Source organism: Lysinibacillus sp. GW823-FHT06C08, assembly GCF_058795135.1.
In genome coordinates, this window is record NZ_JBXAHN010000004.1 from 15,976 (window position 1) to 38,732 (window position 22,757).

A 22,757-nucleotide genomic window follows, 5' to 3' on the forward strand; every position below is an offset into this window, starting at 1 on the left:
CTACCTCACCCCTTCTTATTAAAGTTTTCAGCCCATTGTTTCATCGCTTCTTGTGCCTTGGCATGTCGAGTTGTATCAATTTTCTTCGACTCTTTCCACGCATTATCACCGTCAATAATTCGCTTGCGAGCACTTCTAGCGTCAAACAAGTCCTTCTCAATGTTCAACTTTTTCTTATTAGCAGCGATACGATGAAAAATAGCCATACGAGCCATGTTTTCTAAGTCGTCAACATCTTGGAGAAGAGCACCTTTTTTAAATGCTTTGTACTCATTAGGCGTCCACGACATAATGAGATCTACATCGTAAATCTTCATGTGTTGTGCAACGTCTGTAAGTACTTCCAGCCATTCTAGTCCGTCGACTCGGTTGTTTCGCCCAATAGCTCTGCCTTCGCGTCCATTAGCATTCGAATGCCCTTCTCGTTCTCGGCTTTCTCCTCGTCTGATTTGCCCATTGTTTTGAATAGCTCTAAGTTCTTCCAAAACGTCTTCACACTTTTTTTGAAAAAACCCGATGCATTGATTTCTTGGAAAGCCTCTTTGAATAATTGATCTGTGTCTCCGTACTCATTAATACGATCCTCTAGAGCTGCTTCAATATCTGCAATACTTGGACGCTTTTGCAAATGTGCTAACCCACAGTCCCAAAACGCTTTTAATGCATCTAAATCGAATTGTAGAAGCCCTGTATAGATACCGTTAAAACCACCAACTTCATTTCCACTCTCGTCTGTTTGGTTGTAATTTTTATCTGCTAGATTTTTAAACGCAAAACCAAATTTCGCCTCTTGTTGTGTACCTGCAATTGTTAATGTAGCCATGTTATATAGCCCTCCTAATGTTGTTTTTTAAGTAAAAGAAAAAAGCACCCCTAAGAGTGCTTTGATTAGGATGCAGTGACTGTTACAGCGACTGTCGTTGTTTTGCCACCACTTGCTGTTGTAATAGTAATTGTTGCTGAACCTTCGGCCACACCTGTGATTAATCCAGCAGGTGTCACTGTAGCGATTGCCACGTCACTAGAAACGAATGTAACGTTTTTATTAGTCGCGTCTGCTGGCAGAACAGTAACTGTTAGCTGACGAGTGCTGCTTACTGCTACAGATGTTGTTTGTGGAGTAACCGATACACTATCCACTGGAGCACCTTCCGTTTGATCTTTACCAAATTCCCCTGTTTTCTCTCCAGGTGTTTCGAAGCCATACGCTGCAAATTCAATTACCTCTTGTGGAAGTTTAGGTAATTTCCCTTGTTTCGATTTACCGATGACTTGTAATGTTGCAGAGAGCTCTTGGAAACCATCACCTGGTGAAGACTTCTCCACCGATTCAACTAATGTGTAGGCAAAATTTGCATCATGCGTATCATCATCATTTACTTTTAAATCAACTTCCCACACTTTTAATTGCTTTTCATTTCGAATTGCATCGAGAATTGCTTTTTGTCCAGGATCATTTTTATCACCATAAGCAGTGATTTCGAATGACTCACTTGATTGCCCATAAGCTAAAATACGTCCAAATTTAGTTTGCTCATCTACTAATTCACTCTCAAGTGAGTAACTATTTTCAGTAAGATTCCCGATTAAGAAACCATCTGAGCCAAGTGCTGCGTCTGCTAATTGTACGAGTAAGACCGTGTCTTTACCGTTTTGCATAAGTGTTTTCCCTCCTAAAATAAAAACAGCCCATTTAGGACTGTCAGATGTTTTGTACTTTATATTGAATTGTTAGAATGCCATGCTTTACACCAGGGCTGTTATCGTCAATAACACGAGAATCACCTCTTGTGATACTTAATACTCTCGCACCTGGTATCGAGTAGTTTCGAGCCATTAGAGCCTGCTGACAAGCTGTTAACATCTCATACGTTTTACGTTTGCCACTGTAATCATCGTTATCCTTCCACCATGTGTGTATCGTAAAAGTAATGGTTTCGATATTACTTGTTTTGGTATCAGATGGGCTCGTGTAAGGCTCTGAGATTGTTACGTATGGATACGGTGTATTTTCATCGACTGCATCATAAACACCAAGATCATCTTCATCTTTTCGTGTAATGGATGTTAGAACTTCACAAGCCGTTAACTTTTGATAAATTACCTTCTGCAATTCAAAGAAAGGCAAGGCATAATAATTACTCATAAGCCTAATCGCCTCATTTCTCTTTCGAAGTATTCTCGACCAGCATCTACAGCAGGGCCCCAAAATGGTTGAGCTCTCATACCTTCGGTGGTTACATATCGACCTAGTTTTGTGCTGAAATATGTCCATGGTGTTCTACGGCCATTTCCCGAAACACTATAGATACCGGTTCCCCATTCCACGTACACTGCATAATGGACCCCTACTGAAACGACCGCATTGTATTTACCTAGCATCTTCATTTCGATTGAATCACGTAAGCTACCGTCATCAACAGGAGCTAAAGCCTTGGCTTGCGCTTGAATAAGCCTCGCTGTCTCATATACGATGTCTGACACTTTATCGAGTAAACCTTCTTCAAACCTTAGTGCCGCCCTTAATAATCGACGTCCACTGAATGTAATCCTAGCCATTATTCTGTCACCAACTTTAAGGCAACACGCATGATTTCTTGTTGACCACCTTGATCTTCGGGACGGCCAGCGAAAGCATAAATTTCACCCTCATACCGTAATCGCATACTCGATGTTAAATCGGTTCTGTAGGGATAATACATGTATCTTTGCAATGGATTGCCGAGTTGTTGAGAGTAATATTGCTCTTTGCTCGTTGGCGTATCTACAAAAGTTTCTAAGGTATCAACTAGCACCCATTCAGTTTTAAATCCTCCTGCACCGTCTGATACCTTCTTCTTCTGTACTATTTCAACTTCATGAGGAAATTCATCGTAATGCATGGAATTTCACCTTCTTGTAAGGGCGTAAATATGTCCATATTGCTTTAGGAAACTCGTTATCATAGGAATATGAAACAGTCCCCATTACACGCCCTTTTAGACCTGTTGATTGTGTATTAAACTGAATTGCTTTAGCAATGAACAAACGAACGCCCTGTGGCATTTCGGACGGTTCCCACTTACCATTACAATGGTCTTTCGCTACATCAAATAAAATAGGAGCCATTGCACGATAAAATCCATCATGCTTAGCTCCTGTTACATTATTCATTTGCTTTAGCTGATCTATTTCTTCTTGTGTTGGTTTCCACATAAGATCACCTACTTTTCTACTTCGTCGTCTGACTCAGATTTCTTGGTAGATACACGTTTAGGCTTTGTTGCTTCTACTTCCTCAAACTCATCAGTACGTAAAAGACGGGCACCGTGTTCATCAGTGACCGCCCATGTGATATCTGTTTTTAAGTTTTTAACTAACACGAATTACCCCTCCTTATTCTGGACGTTTAGCTGATAATACTGCTAGCGCTTCTGGACGTGTCACTTTGGCACCGTATAGATGTAGACCTTTTACTGCATCCGCAAAACGTTTTTCAGGGCGGTATCCTTCAACCTGTGCTGCTTGTTCAGCATACGTCCAAGCCATATTATGACCAGCGATAACTTTTGAGTTTGCTACAACACCAGAACCTGTGGCTACAGAAGGTGCATTGTTAGATTTCATTAATAAGAAGCCCGCTGCTCGACCTACAACCCCATTTAATAAACGCTCATCAGCCGGTAAAGAACCTGACCCAACGAAACGATCATCTTTTAACAATAAACCTTCAAACCAAGGTGGGAGAACAGCAAAACGACCTTGTGTGGGTACGTTTGATTCATCAAGTTTTGTTGAAAGATCCACTAAATATTCGTAAGCATTTTCCTTTGTCACTTCAATTGGTGCTGCATCTGTACCAATAGTGTTTGTAGCATGTACATAATGTGAGGCAATAAATTGGTCAGCAACATTGGATAGAGCATAGGCAGCCTCAGCCATTGCTGCGTCCATCAACTTTGGGTTTTGTTGAATTTTATCAAGATCATCAATCTGGAAATTGAAGAATTTTGATTCTGTAATTTGTAGTGAACGTGTGTGATCTGTTAACTCTTCTGGATCACCCATATTAGAATTTTTCGTATAGTCTCCAATTGTTACAGCACCAATACCGTTGATTTTTACTGTGTCACCATAAGCCTTGATTTCACCTTCATAATCTCGATTGATTACACCTGTTTGTCCAAACACTAAAGATTTTTGTAAGTTGTGTAATAGTCGAGCTGACCAGATTGTTGGAATAAAGTTTGTAATAGCCATAATGTAATTTCCTCCTTACCGATAATCGGTTATAGTAATTTATTTTTAACGATTTCATCCCAGTTGGCATTGATTTCTTCAGTAGTCATTTTCATAACAGCTTCTTTTGTCAATGTAGTGGTTTGACTAGGTTTTTGTGGTGGTGGTGTCCCACCATCTTTGAACCGTTTGTCTACCTCTGCTTGTACAGCAGCATTAAACTCAGCTTCAAGGATTCCTAAGTTTGCTGTAGTCTTTTCTGCATCATCACCAACAAAGAAATCTACTAATTTTGCTGGTAAACTCTTTTCTGTTGCAGTAGACAACGCTTGATTAACTAACTTTTCGCGTGCAGCTTCTTTTTGAGACTGCTCAAATTGTGCTTTTAACTCGCGTAGCTGTTTTGCTTCCTCTGATTCAGGCGGATAACGCTTAGCAATCTCTTCTTCTAATTTCTTGGGTAGAGTTTTAGTTTCGTACGTTTTAATAGCATCCGTTACACGAGTATCAGCAAATGACTGTAGATAGCTTTTACCTTCTGCATTTTCTGCTAGAAAGGCTTGAACAGACTCAAGCGTCAACGTAGCCCCTTGACCGTTTCCTGGTGGTGCTGGCTCCGGTGTAGGTTCAGGCGTCGGCTCTGGATTTGGATTTCCTGCAAAGTATTGAATATCTGAAGGTAAAAATGTTTTTAAATTAAATGGATTTTGATTCATAATTTCCTCCTTGCCCAATTTAGTTATTCGTATGAATCCCTAAACTGTTCAATAGTGTATTTGTTCTCGTTCTTTATAGCGTCTGCGAGAAAAAGACAAAAGAAAAAAGCCACTCAAAAAGAATGACTCGATTACTAAGTAATAAAGTTGGATTAGTTTACTGATAATAACCTTGATATGAGACAAATATAAAAAGCTTGTTTTGAGATTAATGATTGTCAAAACAAGCTCTTATTAAATGTAGAAGTTAAAACCCATGTTACAGGGATATCGTTTAACTATTAAAGAGGTGAAACTACAAGTTGATAGTATTCATCTGGCGTATAAATAATGTTGTATGGCGAGTATATTCCAATAACATATTGTGGCACAGTACCATCACTTTTTAAGCCAGGAATGTTTAAATAAACATTTTGGTAGAAGTCTCCATTGTCTCTAGCTACTTCAACATATTTTCCATTTATTTTTTCCCATACGGCTACTCCATAATTATATCCGCCATCAGGAACTTGCAAAGCAATTTGATAGCCATTAGGGTTAGTTCCATATTCAAATTTCCAATAATCGATATCATTTACTGAACTTATATAACCTCTATTTATAGCCTGATCAATATTATAAGTCATAACCACACTGCCAGTAGTCCAGCTATCGTTTGGTTCTGTTTCCCACTGAATATAATTCGCCGAGGCCGCTGAGGCACCTGTGGACATTAAAAATATCGTGAGTAACGTCGTAAAAGAAAATGTATAGAGTTTCTTCATTTTTAAAACCTCCTAATATATTGTTTGGGTGACCAATCAATACTAGATTACCATTTTATATATAAATTAGGAAGTATTTTACTTATAATAGTTGTAATATTGCATATTATGTTGTAATTAAATAGGAGATTAAGTCAAAACTCTATCTATATTCACTGCGAAATAAGGCTTATTTAAATAGTTGTTAATAGTTTTACTCTATAGAAGTACAATCACTCCTCACCACTAAACTGTTTCCTCCAACTCCCGTAACTCACGAATGGTATCACAACGCTTGGAGGCTTAACCTCTTTGTACGCTTTGTTGAAAGCTTGCTTATAGGTAAGCCCTAAATCAGACATATAAGTTTCAATACGAGCAGACAATTGCTTTTGGTAAGTATCGTCCATGTAGTCTCTGCCTCGTCGATATTCAGGTAACTTACCGTTAACCATGTAAATCGTATGGCAACGGCACTGAATATCCATCGATGCAATGCCCCATAACCTAGGAGCTTTTGATTTCCAATTACCGTAATGGTAGTAACCATCTTTATCAGCTTTCTGGCCGTCTAACTTACTATGCGACTTCCTCACTCTGGTATCAAGCGAGGACATCCATACTTTGGTTAGCCCTACTGTTTTGCTTGCCTGTTCTTCAATGGCTAAATCAACCTGCGATCTAACTCGGCCACCTTCAGTACGAGCAACTAGGATAGCTTTCTTTCGGGTCCATCCCATAGCGTTCTCAATTCTTATAGCCATGTCGGTGTAGCTTTCTCCAACTTGTAGGCTCTGTGCTATCTCGATGTTTAACCGCCTGATAATGTCGTTCCTGTGTGCCTCAAAGACTTTCGGTAACGTCAAAAACTCAACAGGATTAGTTAACGCTGCCTGTATCACTTCAACAGATGGTATTTTAAAGCCCATTTCCTCATCTGTAGACTGCTGTAAGAGATAAGCCATCAATAAGTATCTCTCGATGTAAAGTCGCTCTTGTGAAGCTTGTATGAGCTTTATTATCTCTTTGTAATCAGTATTTAGCTGTTGAGCTATCAACTTCATCTCTTGATTAAAGCGATTGTACTTGTTTACGTCAGTCCATGTAGCTTCGCCGTTTCTGCCAAACTTCCGATGCATCTCCAACATTTGCGCGAGAATAGACTTTAGACGACGTGCAAATACAACCTCAATGTCTCTCTCTGCTTTGACTTCCAAATCATCTAAGATTCGATTGATTTCCTGTTGATTCATGAGTCATCATCCTTTGAATCATCTTCATCCAATGGCTCTAACTCCTGTCCATACACTCTAGCATCCTTCTGCATTTCTTCTAGTTCATACTCCACATCATCAACAACAGACAACTTAGAAAGGCGAGTACGCTCTGATACTAATCCTTTTAACGCTTGTGAAGCTTGAGCCTCGGAAAGCAAATCAATAGGAATGTTCCGCTTGTACTCATACCAAACTTTCAAGTAATCGTCCTTTGAACAAATACCTTTTTTGGCCCATGCACTACACAGCACCTTTAATTGATAACGTAGAGCAGTCGTAAATTTTCGCTCCATCGTCTTACATTTGTTCTCAAGTGCCATAAGCTTATATTTCATTGCTACGCCAGTAGCATTACCTGCAAACGATTCATCACTGAAGTTTACACTCTTTGCTAACCGCATGATATTCTCTTCAAGTCGGTTTAAATGGTTCTCAATCATTTGATCATTAACATCTTTAGTTAGATATTTAATTTCATCATTTTCACCCATCAACTCAAAGATGCCAGTTCGAGCAACCTTCTTCGCATCTTCGTCATCCATCCCCATTCCTTTAAGAACCAGATAGGCCAATCGGAACTGTTCAATTTCATTTGATGCATCGGATAGCGTTCGATCATAAGCGTCGATGAGGTTATACACCTTGTCTGCATCACCCTGTAATTCCTCATTATTGGGAACTCCGAATAAAGGGCAATAGTCGAATAAGTGTTTACGTTCATCTTTCAAAACAAAAGGTGAATCAGCATCAGCTCGAGTATAGAGTCTTTCAGTTGTTGCATCGTAAAACACCAGCTGCTCAATCTCTACTTTTTCTCCCTCAACATCTAGTTCAGCGCTTTTGAAATATCGCAAGGCATATTTCGGCTCGCTGACTTCCGCTGTTTCCGAAAGGATAATAGTTTCCCACGGATCAATGACTGTTGCTCTTTCATTTCCATCTGTATCAATGTAAAGCAGTCGTGCTGAATAACCGCAAATAGCTGTTTTCTTGCCTGACTCACTATCAAGATCATCAACAGAATTACGCAAATTAAAAAGCTCAATCGCCTCGGATAATTTATCATGGCCTTGAGCTTGCTTGTCTACTACGTATGAAATTGGATTACCGAACATGTAGCCAACCTTTGTATCTACTATTTCAGCATCTAAAGGATTATTAAGCGTATTGTTCACCTTGTCGTCAACACGGACCACATTGTCATTACCTTGAGCATAATCGGTTGGTTTACGTGTTAAAATCGGTACTGCGGATAGTTCAGCTTTGTAACGATTGTAGTTGAGTAATCGCTTGTTGCGTTCAGCTTTAGTTTCTGAAACGAGCTTATCAAGTAATAAAGGAGTAATGCCTTTCTCGTCGATATAAGCAATGTATTCGTTCACTTTACCACCTCCTTATTTTGAATTGACACCTTTCACACTTGCAACATCATAATCATCCAGCCCGTACCACATTGCTGAAAATGTGTGCGGATCAATATTAAATTCGTCTTCATAGATTTCATCAGTTTTAGGATCTTTCTTGAAGGTAAGTTCCTTCAACTCCCTAATTGTATTCACACATAAATCAGAACAAATGATTCGCTTGAAACGCTTCATCTTCTTTGTATTCTCTACGCGCGTTAGCTTCTTACAAGCAAACATACGAAAGCCTCGTTGCTTGTAGTAAGCAATTGTTTTCGGCTCCGCATTATCAGCTTTAATTATTGATTTCTTGAGTCCTTCTTCCTCGAGCTCATCGGCAGTTTTATCGTCAGTCATGCCTCGTTTGTAATACTCCCAATAGATGTATAACCACTTCTTCTCATGGTCTACAACCATACGTAAAAGAGCATTGTATGAATCGACAAAACCGAAGTCCATACCGTTTTTTCTTATTGGTTTTCTAATCGCGGCTATCTCAGCCATTACCTCATCATGAGGCTTTGTCTCAAACTGTGGAAGCACTAATACTCCATTGACACCGAAACGTCCTTTACGTGCAATCCTATAAAGATCAGGATCATACAGCTCCATCTCATCAAGTTGTTCGATATAGCTTGCAGGCAAAAATAAATTATCATCAGCTGTTGAGTGGTGATAATATGTGTTATTCACTATGATTGTTCTTAACTTGTAAAGTTCTTCATCATCTAAGACAAAGTAATCTTCCACCTCATTCTTAAAGAAATGCTTGTACACCCAATTCCCTTTAGAAACTGGATTGGTAGAGAGAATAATGAACAGGTCTAATGTTGGGTGTCGTAAGCGCCCTAGCAACTCTTTAAAACCTGCATACTTAATCTCACTACATTCCTCCAACCAAATGAGAGAAATATTATTGATGGATTTTAGCTTTTCAGGCTTATCCATGCCTCGGAAGATAATCTTAGAACCATTCGGGAACTTCACAGTCATAGGTGATGAACTCGTCTTTATCTTGCCCGATAACCCTAAGTCCTCAATAATCTCTGTAAACAAAGAAAACGTACTATCTCTGTGTGTATCGTAAACTTCACGAACGACAAGAGCTGTACGTTTTTCTTCAAGTAATTTTAAAAGTATTTTAAGTGCTACATGATAGGACTTTGAAGAACCATACCCTCCGACTAAAAGTTGAGTTTTGCAACTCCAGTCGAAAAGGAAATCGTCAAATCGAGGATTAATTTCTTTCTCCATCAATCCTCACCCTTTCGTTTGATGACAATCTCGATAGGTCCGTCATCTTTATTATCAAGTTTTTCAATTTCTGCTTTCGTCTTGTTGATATTCAACTTGGCTTGCTCATTCTGTAGCTGCTTACGTTCATTCTCTTTGAGTAAATCAGTATATTTCGCAAGGAACGCAAATGCTGCCATCTTATCAGCGAGTTTAACCTTGAACATGCCGTCTTTACCCTTGGATAATTCGGTAATGAGTGTCCCGTCAATCTCTTCTGAATGATGCATTGAGAACTTTGTGTACGTGTATGGTACTACTTCTGTTTTCTCAAACTTCTTTGAACCATCAGGATTATATTCAACTGATGTTTCTGTCGCTTCTGACTCGACTTGAGTAAAGTCTATGAAGTCCGTTATGTCAGCAAAAGCAATAGCTTTGTACTTCTCTAGCACATCGAATTTATCTAAGTCTAAACTTTCGAGCCTTTGCCTTTTCAGCTCAGCAACTGTTTCTTTCACCTTAGCCTTACTTAGCAACCTACTACCATTTGCCATAGCTGTTTGATAGCTGCATTCATACACCTTTTTATATGCACTAGTAGCGTTCAGTGAACGAACGTAATACATACAAAAAAGCCGTTGCTTATCAGTTAGTCCGTCATCACCTTCTAATTCCAAGGTAGTAACTTCTTCTGATTCAACGACTTCTTTTTCTTTGGGCGCATCCTCTTTTATGGATGCAACCTTTTTAGTTTTGGTTGCATCCTTTTCAGTTGCATCCCTAGTCCATGGATTACCGTTTTTAGAATCTCGGCTCTTTTGGCTCTTAATAGTACCTAAAGGAACATCATGCTTTTCAGCAAGCTTAGCTAAAGTAATTTTTGTGGATTCCCATTCCTGTTTAATATCATCCCAATTAGCCATATCTCATACACCACCACCTCCATTATCATTTGTTTTGTAATCAATACGTTATGGCAATTTAACCTTTCAATATAACTCTTTCATAACTTCAAAATATGTTTTATCATCAAACAAGTATTTAGTACTTTCTCAGGTAATCTGTCTGGAAAATCAACAATACATTTAATGTTTGATTCCTTCCCATCCTTCAACGTTAATTTTTATTTTCAACTTTTTTATCAATCTCTTTTTCTAGGACATCGTACTCAAATTTATAGGAATAGTACGCATTTAAAGTTGCCTTATAATAAAACCAAGTTTTAACGAATTCATAACAGTAATAAAAAATAAGAAATATAATAGATAAAAGCATAATCTCTTTAATATTCAAATTATTAAACTTCATATTTTTTAAATTATCAAATGTCGATAATATTTCATTTACCAAAATATTAGTATCCGAATTTAATAAAAGGCCTAGTAAAAGCACAATTATCGGAACTGGAACAAGACTCTTCAGTATATCAATTTTCGTTTTAATTACTTCTAAACTTTCAGCATAGAGCATTGATAAATAATAAAAATTATTTTTAGGTGACCTACCACCTATTACATTTTCCTCGCTCTTGATTTCGTAAATATTACTAGAACGATTTAAATGCACTAACAGACCCTTATATGAAAAATAATTTCTTACAACAATATAAATAATTACGAAAATAAAAAATACTTTAAAGACCTTATTGTCTAAACTGACTATCTTTGGAATGATGTCATTAAAAAAGAAATACATAATAAACAAAATACTGATGCTTAAAACAATATTTATAGTCACCCTTTTTAAAACATAGTTTCTATTAAACTTTTTATAATCATCTTTCATGTATAAAATCCCCTTTGCATTATTACAAAAAACAAACGTTTGTTCCTTTTATTATACATTAAGTTATTTCAATTAATAACAATAAATGAAGATATTTTGTAATATGTAGTATTTTTTGTCTTTAAACATTTGAAGCTTCACTCTCAAAAGTAAGTACCGATGAATCAAAGGGGAGGAAACTGCTCGATACTCACTTTTCAGGGCAAAAGAAAAACACCTCCATTTATCGAGATGTTTGTAATACCATATTATTTTCTACATTCGCAACAGTGTGGAATATTTCTTTTCTGTACATTTTTCCATTTCCACTACGAAAAAATCCATTAATAGTTACATTTTCACCAATTGAGTAACCCATGTCGATTAACTCGTGGTTTAAATCCTTAACTAATACAAAATAGTAAACCACATCAGACATTTCTACTTTTTCCCTGGTATCACTCCCTTTTATAACTAACTCAGTTTCTCCCTTGTAAATACTAAACCCACGACCTATTACAGTGATTGGTACTGATCTTTTGTTAAAAAGTTTTATGTTATACTTTGGAAATCCACTATTATTTTCTACTTGGAAATAAACCTCACCGGATTGATAACTATTCATAACAACCGCCCACAAGCTAATAGAAACAGCAAAGAAAGTTAATATAGCTAAAACAATATTAACAATTACACCAATAATTGACCATTCTTCATTCGATAATCCTAAAAGCATTTTTATCGTCACCTCCCAAACCAATAATAAACCAGAATATGAAATATATGTAATAACTTTTTGCTCTCAAAACCACACCAAACTCTGCCCTCTCAACTCATAGTGTTTTGGCTGTTTGATGCAGTTTTCAAAGCAAAATAAAAGCCACGCTCATAAGAACGCGACTTTAAAAAACTAAATTTGATTACTTACCGTCTGTAACTGTTGAGATACCACGTTGAAGCATACCTGCAAATCCTGCCATTGCTCGGTGAGCAGCAGCTTCACCTGTACGAGAATAAGCCACGATTACAGATGAACCATTAGTTGATTCTGTACCTACGAATACTGTTTCGCCAGCTGTTCGTACAGCTTTATCTAGGGCTACTAAGAAAGTCTGGTCACCATTCCATGCTTGAGCATATAAGTAACCCGTTGTGCTAGCTGTGTGTGTAGCAAGCATGTCGTCAATTTCTGTTCGAGAATAACCTAAAGCTACAACTGCTTGAATAGTACTTTCTGTTAACTTTTTACCTGTAAAGTCAGCTGGTTCACTTAGTTCATAAGCTTTCTTGTTTGGTTGAGCGTCAAATACACCTTTGTAGAAGTTACCGATTTTCTTCGAGTCACTGATTAGTCTGGATCCAGGAATTGTTGATAAAGACCCTGTGTAAACAATACCGTGAGCTAACCATGCTAGACCCATACCGACATAGCTATTATAGCCTGATGACGGGAAGAACTTACGACCGTATTTTGGAGGAGTATTAGCACCACCGATAGCAATCGATGCTTTAGTTCCAGTAGCATCAAGAGTTGCACATTTATCAAAAACATAAGTACCAAATTTATATAACGCATTATACTTTGGATACTGTGATGCAGAAGTATGTGATGTAATTAAATCAGAATATAATGCTAAACCACCTGCATGTAGGATTGGTCCATTTAGCGCAAAATTTCCGTACTTCTGATTTCTCCAACTATTAACTGCTAAATCTAAAGCTGCATAGTTTGGATTTGAAGAACTATCAATCCAAGTTGCAATTTGATTTGCCATCGAAATTGTAGCTGAAGCCACTCGACTTTGATCAGCTGTACCTAAACTGTAATAAACACCTTTACGAGCCATAACTAAACCGGCTAAAACAATACCACCTGCTGGTGAACCACCAAGGTTAGCATTAGTTGAAAGTAAGGACTGTCCAGAGCTATTTTTTAAACTTTCCATTGCTTTTAATGTAGCAAGGATTGCTGTTTTCGCATTATTTTTCACTGAAGTTGTTGTTGATTTATCATACAGACTAGTTAGAAATTGTAGTTGATTTCCTAAACGTTGGAATCGTAGATCCACACCTTGATTAGCACTGCCTGTTCGAATTGCTACCACATTTGAATATGTTGAATTGTAAGATGTACCTTCAGGGAATTGTTCATTAAAAAATCTTGTAGCTTCAGTTAATGTATTAATTGTTGTCATGTTTTCTTCACCTCATGTAATTTTTTGTAGGATCCTGCTTTGTTGAACTACACTTTGATTCCTCCTTGTAAATAATTGAACAATCCTCTTTTTTCAATAGAAAAAACCACTCATATATTTGAGTGGTTTGCTGTATAAAGAGAATTATGTCCAATACGATTTAGAACTGTAGCATATTTAGCCTTATATATTAATTAAGATACCTAATCTCTTAAAAAATATGGGCCGGCCATGTATGTCATGCTCCGAACAAGTTTGCTCAGCGCGGGTCGGTCGTCGGTCTGTCTTTCCCTAATATTTAGGTTTATAAAAATACCAAGTGAAGAAACATTTACCTGTCCGACCTCCCCTCCATTTTACACCGGATATTATTTAAAATGATACGTTTGGAACATCTGGAACATCTGGAACATCTGGAACATTTGGAACACTTGTAACACTAAATTTGTTCGTTATGAAACTTCTATTTCTTTTCTAATGTGGGTATATTAAATATTATAATCATTAATGAGCATTTAGTTAATTCCTACAGTTGGAGTTTATTATTAAATTTTGCTATAATGCGATTTGACGTAAAAAAATTACGGATATTGAGGTGTTTCATATGTTAAAAAAACTATCTGTCACAAATTTCAGGAATTTTGCGGATGAAATCGTAATTGATTTCTCAAATGTCAGAGATTATAAATTTAACGAAATATGTATTAAAGACGGATTAATTAATAAAGGAATTATTTATGGAAGAAATGCAGAAGGAAAATCGAATCTCGGTAAAGCTATTATAGATATTCGAAGTAATTTAGTTGATGATCATCCAACACCTAAAAATAATTTTTTTAATGCCTTTTCAAAAAAGGAAGAAGCTATTTTTAAGTATGAATTCTTATTTGATAATCGAAGTTTAGTTTATTTTTACAAAAAAGATGAGAACTGTGATTTAACTTACGAAGAGTTACACATTGGAAACATTAAATTATTCTCATATGACTTTATAAAAGAAGATGGTGACCTTGAAGAAATAAACTCATACGAAGAAACTAAAAATTTAAATTTTAAATATTGGAAAAAAAACAAGTCAATTCTAAGGTACATCATAAATAACTCAGATGGAATTGATATAATTGATAAATTAATGGATTTTGTAAATGGAATGGCAATTGTAAGACCTTCAGACAGAAGCTTATCCTTCATTGGCCCACAAGTTGTTAAAAATGGAGGAATTATAAATTCTCTAATAGAACAAAATTTAGTTGGAGACTTTCAATCCTTCCTAAAAAATGCGGGGATAGATATTCCTCTAATGGAGGATATTAAACCGGATGGGCAAAAAGGACTTTATATAAAATTCAAACGACCTATTGATTTTGTATCTTATGCCTCAAGTGGAACATTAGCCCTTTTAGGTATTTTTAGAATACTAAAGTCTCTAGATTCTATCAAATTCCTCTATATAGATGAATTTGACGCAAATTTTCATTTTGAGTTAGCTGAGTATATCTTAGATTATATTAAAAAAGAAGTTCCTATTCAAACTTTAATTACTACACATAACACTGATTTAATGAGCAATAAATATATGCGTCCTGATTGCTATTTTATATTAACTAATGGAAAATTACACTCTATTCCAGAAACAACTATAAGAGAGTTAAGACAAGGTCATAATTTAGAAAAACTGTATCAAAGTGGTGAATTTAACTAAATAATAAGGAAGAGGATTATCATGTCAGATGTACTTTTAATTGTTGAAGGAGCAAGGACTGAAAAAGATTTATTTGAACAATTCTACAAACTGTATAATAAACAAAATATCAGAGTGGTTTCATTCGGTGCAAATATTTATCACATGTATAATGGAATGAAAAAATCTTATTTTTCAGCAGTAAATCCAGGAAAAGTAGACTTCGAAAGTTTGGATTTAGTACTTTTTTTAAACGAATACTTAAACCTACAGAAAATAAATTTAATAGACCAAAAAGATTTTACTGATATAATTTTAATATTTGACTTCGATCCTCAAGACCCTAGTTTTTCTGCAGAAATTCTAACAGAAATGTTAGTACATTTTAATGATTCCAGTGATAAAGGTAAACTATTTATTAACTACCCAATGATGGAATCTTATAAAGACTATAAATGCATTGAAGATACTGATTTCTTAACAAGCACAGTTTCTTTAGATGTTTTAGTAAAAAAAATAGGAAGAAAAAATTTATATAAACATCAAGTAGATAATAAAAGTTTTATTAAACTCCACTCCAATATTAATAAAGACATAGGTAATTATTTATTAAAAAGTAATGTTGAAAAAATTGAATTTTTATTAAACTGTAAACACCATGATAATATTTATATTGATCTCTTTACCCACCAGAATTCAGTATTTGAATCTAGTAAAGAGATTTACATATTAAACAGCAGTATTTTGCATTTATACGATGAATATGGGGAAATTATTTAATACACCCTAAAAAACGACTTTATTGTAAAGTCGTTTTTTAATTTAACAAATTCCAAAGGTCACACCAACATCATACCTAGAATACGTTCTCTCACTCGCTGTACGCTTGTGTGACTCATATTAAGCTTTGCACCTATCCAGCGGAAAGGCATGCCTTCTAACAACCAATAAAGTACTTCTTGCTCTATATCACCGGTTACCTTACTTGTTAAATTTTGAACCATTAGTAATTCATCTTTAATTTTGTTAATACGTACTTCTCGCGATGCTCTGATTTGAACATGAGCATGTACTGGATCACTTATGCTTCCAGCGGCTTTCGGCATTGTAGCCTCAATACCATATTGTGCTGTAGATGCAGCAAACGTTAATGAATCAAGTTCATCCTTCATTCGCATGTACTTACACATGTTGTCATGGTAGTTTTTAATTGCCTTGTCTAATTGGTAGCGATTTAGTTGTGTTCTTTCTTTTAACATAGGTTTGCCCTCCTAAGTTGTGGTATAATACTAATGACTAAGCCATTATTCAAAGGGCATAACCAATTCGAGCTGTAGCGTGTGCAAACGCTGCGGCTTTTTTATTTTCTTTAATGGTTCATTCGATTCAATAAAACTAATATCTATAAACAAAGCAAACACGTATACCTTCCTTATTTTTTAAAAAATATTAAACTTGCTAAAATTGTCCAATACATTATAATAATATGAGTAAAAAGGTTCTTTAATTTTATTAACAAACAACGAATAAAGAACCATTACACTTAAGCAATATGTCTCATTCAATTAGATTTATGGAGGATTAAGAATTTATGAAAAAAAAATTAATTGGTTTTTCTGTAGCTGGTGCGCTTCTATTAGGAAGTGCAGGTGTTTACGCTAGCACCAATAGTAAGACCCTAGAAGTGTTCTATAATATTAAAAATATAAAAATTGACCAAGTTTCTAAGATGCCTGAAGAGAAACCTTTTACATACAATGGTACTACTTATGTTCCATTACGCTTCATTAGTGAGCAACTTGGATCTCCAGTGGAATGGGATAGCGCTAATCAAACAATAAATATTGGTAAAACAAGTGATAAATCTGCATTTTATCCTGGAAGAGATTTTGAATATATGAACTACCAAAATAGTGATGGCTATAAAGAAGTTTATAGTTATTCATATAACAAGAATACCATCTCAGATAATATTGGAAATGAATATAACAATTACATTACAATTTCAACAGGTAGGTTTGCTGACTGGACACTAATTGAGTTTCCTTTGAATGGTCAATACAACACTTTTAAAACTACTTTAGGTTTGACCGAAAAAAGTAAAAATTTATCAGGCGAAGCAAAATTAGAAGTATATCTAGATGAGAAAATAATTGAAACCTACACATTCACTGGTGGTGATATGCCAAAGAATATTGAACTAAAACTCAAAGGTGCCAACAAAATTGGCTTTAAAGTAAGCAAAAAAGATTCTCCTCGTGTAGAAGCTGAGATTGGTCTATTTGATGCGAGATTCTACAAGTAAGTAAGAATAAGGGAGGAGCATAATCCTCCCTTTGACTTTCTTTAGTACCGTTAAGGACCCCATTCAATCATCACCTCTGCCCTCGGATTATCCGAATACCACTTAAGAGCTATTAACTCTGTCACTTGGCTGTCATCACGCCATATAACCTTACTTAGACCATCTTTAATGCCTTTTGCCAGATTATCGATGTCTGGTTTAGTTGTTGGTCGTAACTCTCCATTTAACGCCTGCTGTATCTTTTTCTGGCTATTGCTGATAGCTTTTGGCATTTTACGATAAATATCGATAGTTAGCTTTATATCTTCTGTTATTAGTGTTTCTGGCGCTATTTGTGAAGCTACCAATTTTACAAATGATTTATAGTCTTTGGATTCCTGCGGATCGAATGTGCCGTTTCGTGTCACTCGTGGTCGTTGTTGTGCCTGTACATCTCCTGGTATTTCAAATGTGAGTACGTTCATGTTTGCCCTCCTAAACGATTTCAAAAAGCGATTCTTGTATATAGCCTCTCTCGATGATTTGTGGATTTAACCAAAGGCTTTCACATTTCTCTTGTGCTGCCTCAGTAGTGGCCATCTTCGAAATCCTTGTCCATCCTTGCAAAATGTCGTTATACATATCGTTGTTATAGCCACTTATCATGGCATAACCTTTGTGGTACATTAGTGCGTTTAATAATATTTCGTGCTGTCCATCTGTCATTTCGTGAGCATAATGTCGCTTTGTACGAGTGCTTAATAGATAAGGTGGGTCACTATAAATCAAACAATCTTCTTTGTTGTAACGGCCGATTAATGTTGCAGCATCTTGATTTTCGATTTGAACATTCTGTAATCGCTCAGTAGCTTCTAAAACGACAGCTGGTAGCTTACGCCAATCAGGTAAAGCACTGAATGTTGTTGAGTCTACGTTATGCCGCCATCCTGTACGGTCACTCGTCTTACCTCCACGTGCCATCCAGCAACGAACTAGGAATACTCTAGCTCTCTCTAAATCACTTAAGTGGCCTAGTAAAGCCTCAAATGACTGGTTGTATTCTTGCCTAGAATATGGAGTAAGTTTAATGTGCTCGGCCAGCTGTTCAGGCTTTTCCCTAATAACTTTGAACAGATTCACGATGTTACCATCAATGTCATTAACTGTTTCTATTTTGGAAGGTTGTTTGTTGAATAACACTGCTCCACTGCCAAAATGTGTTTCGAGATAAACATTGTGCTCTGGCATTTGACTAACTATCCAGTCAGCTAAGTTCCACTTACTGCCCACGTAATTTAAAATCCTTTTCATTTCTTCACATCCTTATTAGCACTCTTATAAGTCTGCTGATAAAACAACTTAATGCAGTTCTACCAGCAGCGTGTATGTTATAAACTAACTTGCTCATTATCTGTTTCGAATGACATTAGTACTTGATATGGTCTTGAATGATACGGAAAGTGATTAACTTTACTAGCTACGTTCCAACCTCTTTCCTTCTCATCCTCAATCATTTGTTCTAATTCTCTTGATGTCCTAGCCTTGGTGATTTTCTTTAGTGGTACCATTTTTATCACCTCGATTATTTATTTAGAAAGGGAGATCATCTTTCGAGACTTCAATTGGTCCCTTACTATTAGCAAACGGATCTTCATCCGTTCTTGTATAACTTGGCTGGTTGTTATTACCGCCATATTGCCCCTGTGAACTGCCTTGATGCTGTCCACCTGTATTTGTACTAGATTCGTGGTTTGATGTGCCCTGCGAGCTTCCTGTATTGTCAGAACGAGCATCTAAGAACTCGATACTATTTGCTATGACATCGGTAGTGAAAATTCTTTGCCCTTGTTGATTTTCATAACTACCAGTTTGAATGCGCCCAACAACACCTATTCGACTACCTTTCTTTTGATAGTTTGCTAGACTTTCAGCAACTTTATTAAACACAATGCAATTAATGAAATCTGCTTCATCCCTTTTCATTTCTCGATTGACTGCTAATGTGAACCGAACTACCGGGACGCCTGACGGGCTATACTTGAGCTCCGGGTCCTTTGTTAATCTGCCAATAAGTTGTGTTTGATTCAACTTCCCAGTCCCTCCTTAAATTCTCTTTTGTATTTCTTTACTGTTGTTGTGCTGATGTTATATTTTTGAGCAATATCAATATTTCTGGATCCTTTCTTAAATTCAGAAACTAATATTTCATAAGGAACTTTAGTTCTAACTTCCTTACGGCTCCTTATTGGTATTCCGTGTTGTTCTAATAGCCTTTTAATTGTTTTGCTATCAGTTCCAATTTTTTTCGCAATCGTATTACATCCACTGTTTCTATCTTCTAGATAAGCTTGGATTATCCACTTTTCTTTATTTCTGATAGAACACTCTCTTTCTCCTGAGTGATAGGCATGAACAAGATTTTCTGAATGCGTACACCATTCTAAGTTGCTTACATCATTGTTAATAGGATTAGAGTCAATGTGATTTATCAACTCTTTACCTTCAATCTGTTGAATAAAAGCAGTGGCAACTAATCGATGCACTCTAAACATCTTGTTTTTATTTCCTGGTTTAACTAATGTCACTCTCATGTAACCTGTTGTTGTTTTGGTTTGTTTTAATATGCGACCTTTCATGTAACAGTGGATTTTGTTCCCTCTATAAACTGGTCTATCTAAAGATCGAACTTGCCCTTTACTACTAACTTCATACAGCCCTTCATAACCAACAACAGGTTTCCAAATCTCATAATCTTCAAAATGAAATGCCAGTTGTTCAGTTAATGTCATGCCGAAACCTCCTTGAAATACCGTTTATTGAATGTTGTATCGAAAGCCTTGATACTGTAATTCATATCCTCCATCAAACTTGGGAAAATGAATGTTTTCATCCCTTTTGGATTCGAAATATATACTCCATAATCCACACCATTTAATGATCTGAATGGCGCTACACTAAAACCATTGGATTTGGTAAATCCTTTATTAATCAACACATCTTTATAAGCTTGAGCTTTTTGGATGTTGTTCTTTTTTCTCTGACGTCGTTTCATGCAGCCTTCGCCTCTTTCATTTTTTCTATCACATAATCCAAGGCATCATCTTGAGTATTGAAGTTTTTAAGCTTCTGTAATTCTTCAAGCTTCCGATAAAACCCCATTGCGTTTTCCGTATCCTTATGTTTCTTGTAAAGGCCAACATGTATGATCATCTGGTCGATTATGAATTGTTCATTCATGAGCTTCACCACCTAAAGCTTCTTGAGCAATTTTGTAAGTAGTCGTTTCCCAACCTTCCATAATAGGCGCTTGGTCTTCCATAATTTCTTCTAGTGCTTTACGAAACTTTTGATTTTCTTCTTCAGCTCGTTTCAGCTCAATGAACCGTTCCATTTCTAGTTCCATATAAACTTGTCCCATTGATCAATTCACTCCCCACTAATTTGTTAAAAGCCTCACGGTTGCCAGTAGCCAAAGCTATGTCGATGGCATTAGCGATGTTAAACGCTTCAATTTCGCTCATAAGCTTGTCCATTTCTCTTTCAAGTTGCTCTCTTTGAAGTTCATTAGCTGCTTTTGCTACATCGTTTACAAGCTTCCAAAAGTCCATCCCTTCACCCTCCATCAAGGGGCTGTTGCCCCTCACTTTAATCTGTAATTCAGCGATAAATCCTTATCGATTATTAAAAAATATCGTTTACACATCTGATAAAGCCTTGTACCTAGCGCTTCATCTAGTAGAATCATTTGATCAAAATCTAATTCACTGCTAAGGAAAACAGGCATTTTATTCATGTACCGATAGTTAACCACTGAATAAATCTGTTTTATCTCCCATGAGCTAGCTTGTGGTATCTTTACTGGCTTATTGTCTTTATCCAATACAACCTCACCGTTACGATCACGTTTGTTTACAGGTTTGAATAAATCATCAATAAATAAAATATCCACTTCTTTCATGCGGATTAGCTTCGCTTGCAGCTTTTCGAAGTCGTCTCGCAAGTCATCAAACCCTTCAACGTAAGGGAAATACAAGACAGACTTTAATTTCTTTTGCATCATGTTGTTACTAAGCGCTGATAACAAATGTGTTTTACCAAAGCCGGGTTGTCCAAGTACTGCAATACCAACAGCCATCTCCTCAGCCTCTGTAAGCCCTGTAATCGGCTTTTCAAAATCCTTAAAGTATTTCATCGCTAAATCCTTCGCTTCAACCACTAGACTGGATTGCCCCTCCGTGTAGTAGTTTGCAAATGTCATAGCTTTAAAGTTATCTGTGATTTCACTGGCCTTGATTAGCTTGTTAGCAATCTTTTGCTTTTCGCATGAACAATCAACCCATATTTGAAATGACTTGCCGTAAGTAATTTTTCTTTCATCCTCATCAACCTTCATTTCAAAGAAACCACCAACATCTTTGCATTTAGGACAGGAGAACTCTTTATGCTCATTCGTTGCTACTTCGTCGGGTGATAATTTTAGGTACTTCTCTTGTATTTTTTGAATTACTTCCTGCATGGGATCCACTAATCTTCACCTGCCAATCTGCATACTTTTTTACACCAAATTCTTTACGCCAGTTATCTAGTATTGAAAGAATGTATTTAAAGCTTCTCGCACTGTTTGCGCCAGTAAGCATTGCTTCAATAATTAGTTGTGGTTCGTAAAATTCCAAAGCTTCATGTATGTTGTTACAATCTGCTAAAGTAGCAACTCGAACTTTACTTTCAAATAGTTGTTTAATCGGTTCGAAATTCGGATTAATGACAGGACTGTCAGTCTGTCTGTCTTTTGTATTATTAGTTGTATTATTAAAGACTGTATTATTATCCTCGGCGTTTTCACCTATAGGGGTATCGGTGTTTTCACCTAGACCCTCTTGTTGTTTTCGACTAGGGGTATCGGTGTTTTCGCCTATAGGGTATGGTTGCCTTACCAGCCGAATAATACGTTTTTCAATTTGCTTTGTGCCCTCTTTATATACCAGTTGAACCGTGATATATCCCTTATCTCTCAAACTCGAAATCATTTTGGAAATACGGTCTTTTGATAGTTTGAAAAAGTCGGCTAAATACTCATTAGAAGCGAAACACCCTTGTTCACCGTCTAATGAATCAATTTCTACCAGTAGTACTTTTTCCGACCACCCCAAGTCTTTTGCCAGCCATATCTCTTTCGGAATCCACACTCCCTTGAAATTTCTCTCAGCCATTTGCCCTGACCTCTCCTTCTGTCGCAATAT

The 22,757-nt window shown here is 36.4% G+C and carries 33 protein-coding genes; 3 read left to right on the forward strand and 30 right to left on the reverse strand.

Features of this window, described 5'->3' with window-relative positions; translation table 11 throughout:
* Nucleotides 1–5: 5 nt before the first annotated feature.
* The 18 genes from AC1Q6O_RS11650 to AC1Q6O_RS11735 form a co-directional block, all read right to left on the reverse strand.
* Nucleotides 6–317, reverse strand: coding sequence for a hypothetical protein (locus tag AC1Q6O_RS11650; protein ID WP_492401268.1), 312 nt, complete (start codon nt 315–317; stop codon nt 6–8).
* A gap of 35 nt (nt 318–352) precedes the next feature.
* Nucleotides 353–823: a tail assembly chaperone gene (locus AC1Q6O_RS11655; RefSeq protein ID WP_492401270.1), complete on the reverse strand. Its 471-nt coding sequence runs from the start codon at nt 821–823 to the stop codon at nt 353–355.
* A gap of 65 nt (nt 824–888) precedes the next feature.
* A complete protein-coding gene (locus tag AC1Q6O_RS11660; protein ID WP_492401272.1) occupies nt 889–1,659 on the reverse strand; it encodes a phage major tail protein, TP901-1 family in 771 nt (256 codons plus the stop codon).
* Between the two features lie 43 nt (nt 1,660–1,702).
* Nucleotides 1,703–2,146, reverse strand: coding sequence for a DUF3168 domain-containing protein (locus tag AC1Q6O_RS11665; RefSeq protein WP_492401274.1), 444 nt, complete (start codon nt 2,144–2,146; stop codon nt 1,703–1,705).
* Complete coding sequence (locus tag AC1Q6O_RS11670; RefSeq protein ID WP_492401276.1) at nt 2,143–2,559, reverse strand: HK97-gp10 family putative phage morphogenesis protein; 417 nt, start codon at nt 2,557–2,559, stop codon at nt 2,143–2,145. Before AC1Q6O_RS11670 ends, AC1Q6O_RS11665 begins: the two co-directional genes overlap by 4 nt.
* Complete coding sequence (locus AC1Q6O_RS11675) at nt 2,559–2,882, reverse strand: phage head closure protein (protein WP_492401278.1); 324 nt, start codon at nt 2,880–2,882, stop codon at nt 2,559–2,561. Before AC1Q6O_RS11675 ends, AC1Q6O_RS11670 begins: the two co-directional genes overlap by 1 nt.
* A complete protein-coding gene (locus AC1Q6O_RS11680) occupies nt 2,869–3,195 on the reverse strand; it encodes a head-tail connector protein (RefSeq protein WP_375106061.1) in 327 nt (108 codons plus the stop codon). The genes AC1Q6O_RS11675 and AC1Q6O_RS11680 overlap by 14 nt, the downstream gene beginning before the upstream one ends.
* A gap of 8 nt (nt 3,196–3,203) precedes the next feature.
* Nucleotides 3,204–3,362, reverse strand: coding sequence for a DUF7302 family protein (locus AC1Q6O_RS11685; RefSeq protein WP_261612740.1), 159 nt, complete (start codon nt 3,360–3,362; stop codon nt 3,204–3,206).
* Between the two features lie 13 nt (nt 3,363–3,375).
* Nucleotides 3,376–4,239, reverse strand: coding sequence for a phage major capsid protein (locus AC1Q6O_RS11690; RefSeq protein WP_171365569.1), 864 nt, complete (start codon nt 4,237–4,239; stop codon nt 3,376–3,378).
* 29 nt (nt 4,240–4,268) lie between these two features.
* Entirely contained in the window at nt 4,269–4,934 is a 666-nt protein-coding gene (locus AC1Q6O_RS11695; RefSeq protein ID WP_492401281.1) for a DUF4355 domain-containing protein, read from the reverse strand.
* A 281-nt stretch (nt 4,935–5,215) separates the two neighbouring features.
* On the reverse strand, nt 5,216–5,698 hold the full coding sequence (locus AC1Q6O_RS11700; RefSeq protein WP_492401283.1) for a hypothetical protein: 483 nt from the start codon (nt 5,696–5,698) through the stop codon (nt 5,216–5,218).
* 212 nt (nt 5,699–5,910) lie between these two features.
* Nucleotides 5,911–6,930 carry a phage head morphogenesis protein gene (locus tag AC1Q6O_RS11705; protein ID WP_492401285.1) on the reverse strand — a complete coding sequence of 340 codons (1,020 nt, stop codon included), beginning with the start codon at nt 6,928–6,930 and terminating at the stop codon, nt 5,911–5,913.
* The gene (locus AC1Q6O_RS11710; RefSeq protein ID WP_492401287.1) at nt 6,927–8,336 is read right to left on the reverse strand and encodes a phage portal protein; all 1,410 of its coding nucleotides are present in this window, start codon (nt 8,334–8,336) and stop codon (nt 6,927–6,929) included. Before AC1Q6O_RS11710 ends, AC1Q6O_RS11705 begins: the two co-directional genes overlap by 4 nt.
* Before the next feature lie 12 nt (nt 8,337–8,348).
* Nucleotides 8,349–9,614: a PBSX family phage terminase large subunit gene (locus AC1Q6O_RS11715; protein ID WP_492401289.1), complete on the reverse strand. Its 1,266-nt coding sequence runs from the start codon at nt 9,612–9,614 to the stop codon at nt 8,349–8,351.
* Entirely contained in the window at nt 9,611–10,516 is a 906-nt protein-coding gene (locus AC1Q6O_RS11720; protein WP_492401290.1) for a terminase small subunit, read from the reverse strand. Before AC1Q6O_RS11720 ends, AC1Q6O_RS11715 begins: the two co-directional genes overlap by 4 nt.
* 193 nt (nt 10,517–10,709) lie before the next feature.
* Nucleotides 10,710–11,378 (reverse strand): hypothetical protein, encoded by a 669-nt coding sequence (locus tag AC1Q6O_RS11725; protein ID WP_492401292.1) that lies wholly within the window; start codon nt 11,376–11,378, stop codon nt 10,710–10,712.
* A gap of 223 nt (nt 11,379–11,601) precedes the next feature.
* Nucleotides 11,602–12,093 (reverse strand): hypothetical protein, encoded by a 492-nt coding sequence (locus AC1Q6O_RS11730; protein ID WP_492401293.1) that lies wholly within the window; start codon nt 12,091–12,093, stop codon nt 11,602–11,604.
* A gap of 184 nt (nt 12,094–12,277) precedes the next feature.
* Nucleotides 12,278–13,552: a hypothetical protein gene (locus tag AC1Q6O_RS11735; protein WP_492401295.1), complete on the reverse strand. Its 1,275-nt coding sequence runs from the start codon at nt 13,550–13,552 to the stop codon at nt 12,278–12,280.
* 604 nt (nt 13,553–14,156) lie between these two features.
* Between AC1Q6O_RS11735 and AC1Q6O_RS11740 the strand changes: the two genes are divergently transcribed.
* Together AC1Q6O_RS11740 and AC1Q6O_RS11745 are read left to right on the forward strand one after the other, a co-directional pair.
* Nucleotides 14,157–15,254: an AAA family ATPase gene (locus tag AC1Q6O_RS11740; RefSeq protein ID WP_492401297.1), complete on the forward strand. Its 1,098-nt coding sequence runs from the start codon at nt 14,157–14,159 to the stop codon at nt 15,252–15,254.
* 21 nt (nt 15,255–15,275) lie between these two features.
* On the forward strand, nt 15,276–16,013 hold the full coding sequence (locus AC1Q6O_RS11745; protein ID WP_492401299.1) for a hypothetical protein: 738 nt from the start codon (nt 15,276–15,278) through the stop codon (nt 16,011–16,013).
* Nucleotides 16,014–16,072: 59 nt separating this feature from the next.
* On the opposite strand, the gene AC1Q6O_RS11750 is transcribed toward AC1Q6O_RS11745, so the two are convergent.
* Entirely contained in the window at nt 16,073–16,492 is a 420-nt protein-coding gene (locus tag AC1Q6O_RS11750) for a hypothetical protein (RefSeq protein WP_492401301.1), read from the reverse strand.
* Between the two features lie 332 nt (nt 16,493–16,824).
* On the opposite strand from AC1Q6O_RS11750, the gene AC1Q6O_RS11755 reads away from it, so the two are divergent.
* The gene (locus tag AC1Q6O_RS11755) at nt 16,825–17,538 is read left to right on the forward strand and encodes a stalk domain-containing protein (RefSeq protein WP_486417240.1); all 714 of its coding nucleotides are present in this window, start codon (nt 16,825–16,827) and stop codon (nt 17,536–17,538) included.
* Nucleotides 17,539–17,588: 50 nt separating this feature from the next.
* Here the strand turns inward: AC1Q6O_RS11755 and AC1Q6O_RS11760 are convergent, their stop codons facing one another.
* The 11 genes from AC1Q6O_RS11760 to AC1Q6O_RS11810 all read right to left on the reverse strand — a co-directional run bounded on the left by AC1Q6O_RS11760 (nt 17,589) and on the right by AC1Q6O_RS11810 (nt 22,727).
* The gene (locus tag AC1Q6O_RS11760; protein WP_492401304.1) at nt 17,589–18,002 is read right to left on the reverse strand and encodes a RusA family crossover junction endodeoxyribonuclease; all 414 of its coding nucleotides are present in this window, start codon (nt 18,000–18,002) and stop codon (nt 17,589–17,591) included.
* A 10-nt stretch (nt 18,003–18,012) separates the two neighbouring features.
* Nucleotides 18,013–18,828, reverse strand: coding sequence for a DNA adenine methylase (locus AC1Q6O_RS11765; RefSeq protein WP_492401306.1), 816 nt, complete (start codon nt 18,826–18,828; stop codon nt 18,013–18,015).
* A gap of 77 nt (nt 18,829–18,905) precedes the next feature.
* Nucleotides 18,906–19,085 (reverse strand): hypothetical protein, encoded by a 180-nt coding sequence (locus tag AC1Q6O_RS11770; RefSeq protein ID WP_492401308.1) that lies wholly within the window; start codon nt 19,083–19,085, stop codon nt 18,906–18,908.
* 22 nt (nt 19,086–19,107) lie between these two features.
* Nucleotides 19,108–19,605, reverse strand: coding sequence for a single-stranded DNA-binding protein (gene ssb, locus AC1Q6O_RS11775; RefSeq protein WP_492401310.1), 498 nt, complete (start codon nt 19,603–19,605; stop codon nt 19,108–19,110).
* Entirely contained in the window at nt 19,602–20,306 is a 705-nt protein-coding gene (locus AC1Q6O_RS11780) for an NUMOD4 motif-containing HNH endonuclease (protein WP_427534470.1), read from the reverse strand. Before AC1Q6O_RS11780 ends, ssb begins: the two co-directional genes overlap by 4 nt.
* Nucleotides 20,303–20,569: a hypothetical protein gene (locus AC1Q6O_RS11785; protein WP_492401312.1), complete on the reverse strand. Its 267-nt coding sequence runs from the start codon at nt 20,567–20,569 to the stop codon at nt 20,303–20,305. The genes AC1Q6O_RS11780 and AC1Q6O_RS11785 overlap by 4 nt, the downstream gene beginning before the upstream one ends.
* Nucleotides 20,566–20,754 carry a hypothetical protein gene (locus AC1Q6O_RS11790; RefSeq protein WP_036220856.1) on the reverse strand — a complete coding sequence of 63 codons (189 nt, stop codon included), beginning with the start codon at nt 20,752–20,754 and terminating at the stop codon, nt 20,566–20,568. The genes AC1Q6O_RS11785 and AC1Q6O_RS11790 overlap by 4 nt, the downstream gene beginning before the upstream one ends.
* Entirely contained in the window at nt 20,747–20,920 is a 174-nt protein-coding gene (locus AC1Q6O_RS11795) for a hypothetical protein (RefSeq protein ID WP_492401315.1), read from the reverse strand. The genes AC1Q6O_RS11790 and AC1Q6O_RS11795 overlap by 8 nt, the downstream gene beginning before the upstream one ends.
* Nucleotides 20,892–21,125 (reverse strand): hypothetical protein, encoded by a 234-nt coding sequence (locus AC1Q6O_RS11800; RefSeq protein ID WP_492401317.1) that lies wholly within the window; start codon nt 21,123–21,125, stop codon nt 20,892–20,894. Before AC1Q6O_RS11800 ends, AC1Q6O_RS11795 begins: the two co-directional genes overlap by 29 nt.
* Before the next feature lie 32 nt (nt 21,126–21,157).
* On the reverse strand, nt 21,158–22,033 hold the full coding sequence (locus tag AC1Q6O_RS11805) for a DnaA ATPase domain-containing protein (RefSeq protein ID WP_492401319.1): 876 nt from the start codon (nt 22,031–22,033) through the stop codon (nt 21,158–21,160).
* Nucleotides 21,963–22,727 carry a helix-turn-helix domain-containing protein gene (locus AC1Q6O_RS11810; protein ID WP_492401321.1) on the reverse strand — a complete coding sequence of 255 codons (765 nt, stop codon included), beginning with the start codon at nt 22,725–22,727 and terminating at the stop codon, nt 21,963–21,965. Before AC1Q6O_RS11810 ends, AC1Q6O_RS11805 begins: the two co-directional genes overlap by 71 nt.
* Between the last annotated feature and the right edge of the window lie 30 nt (nt 22,728–22,757).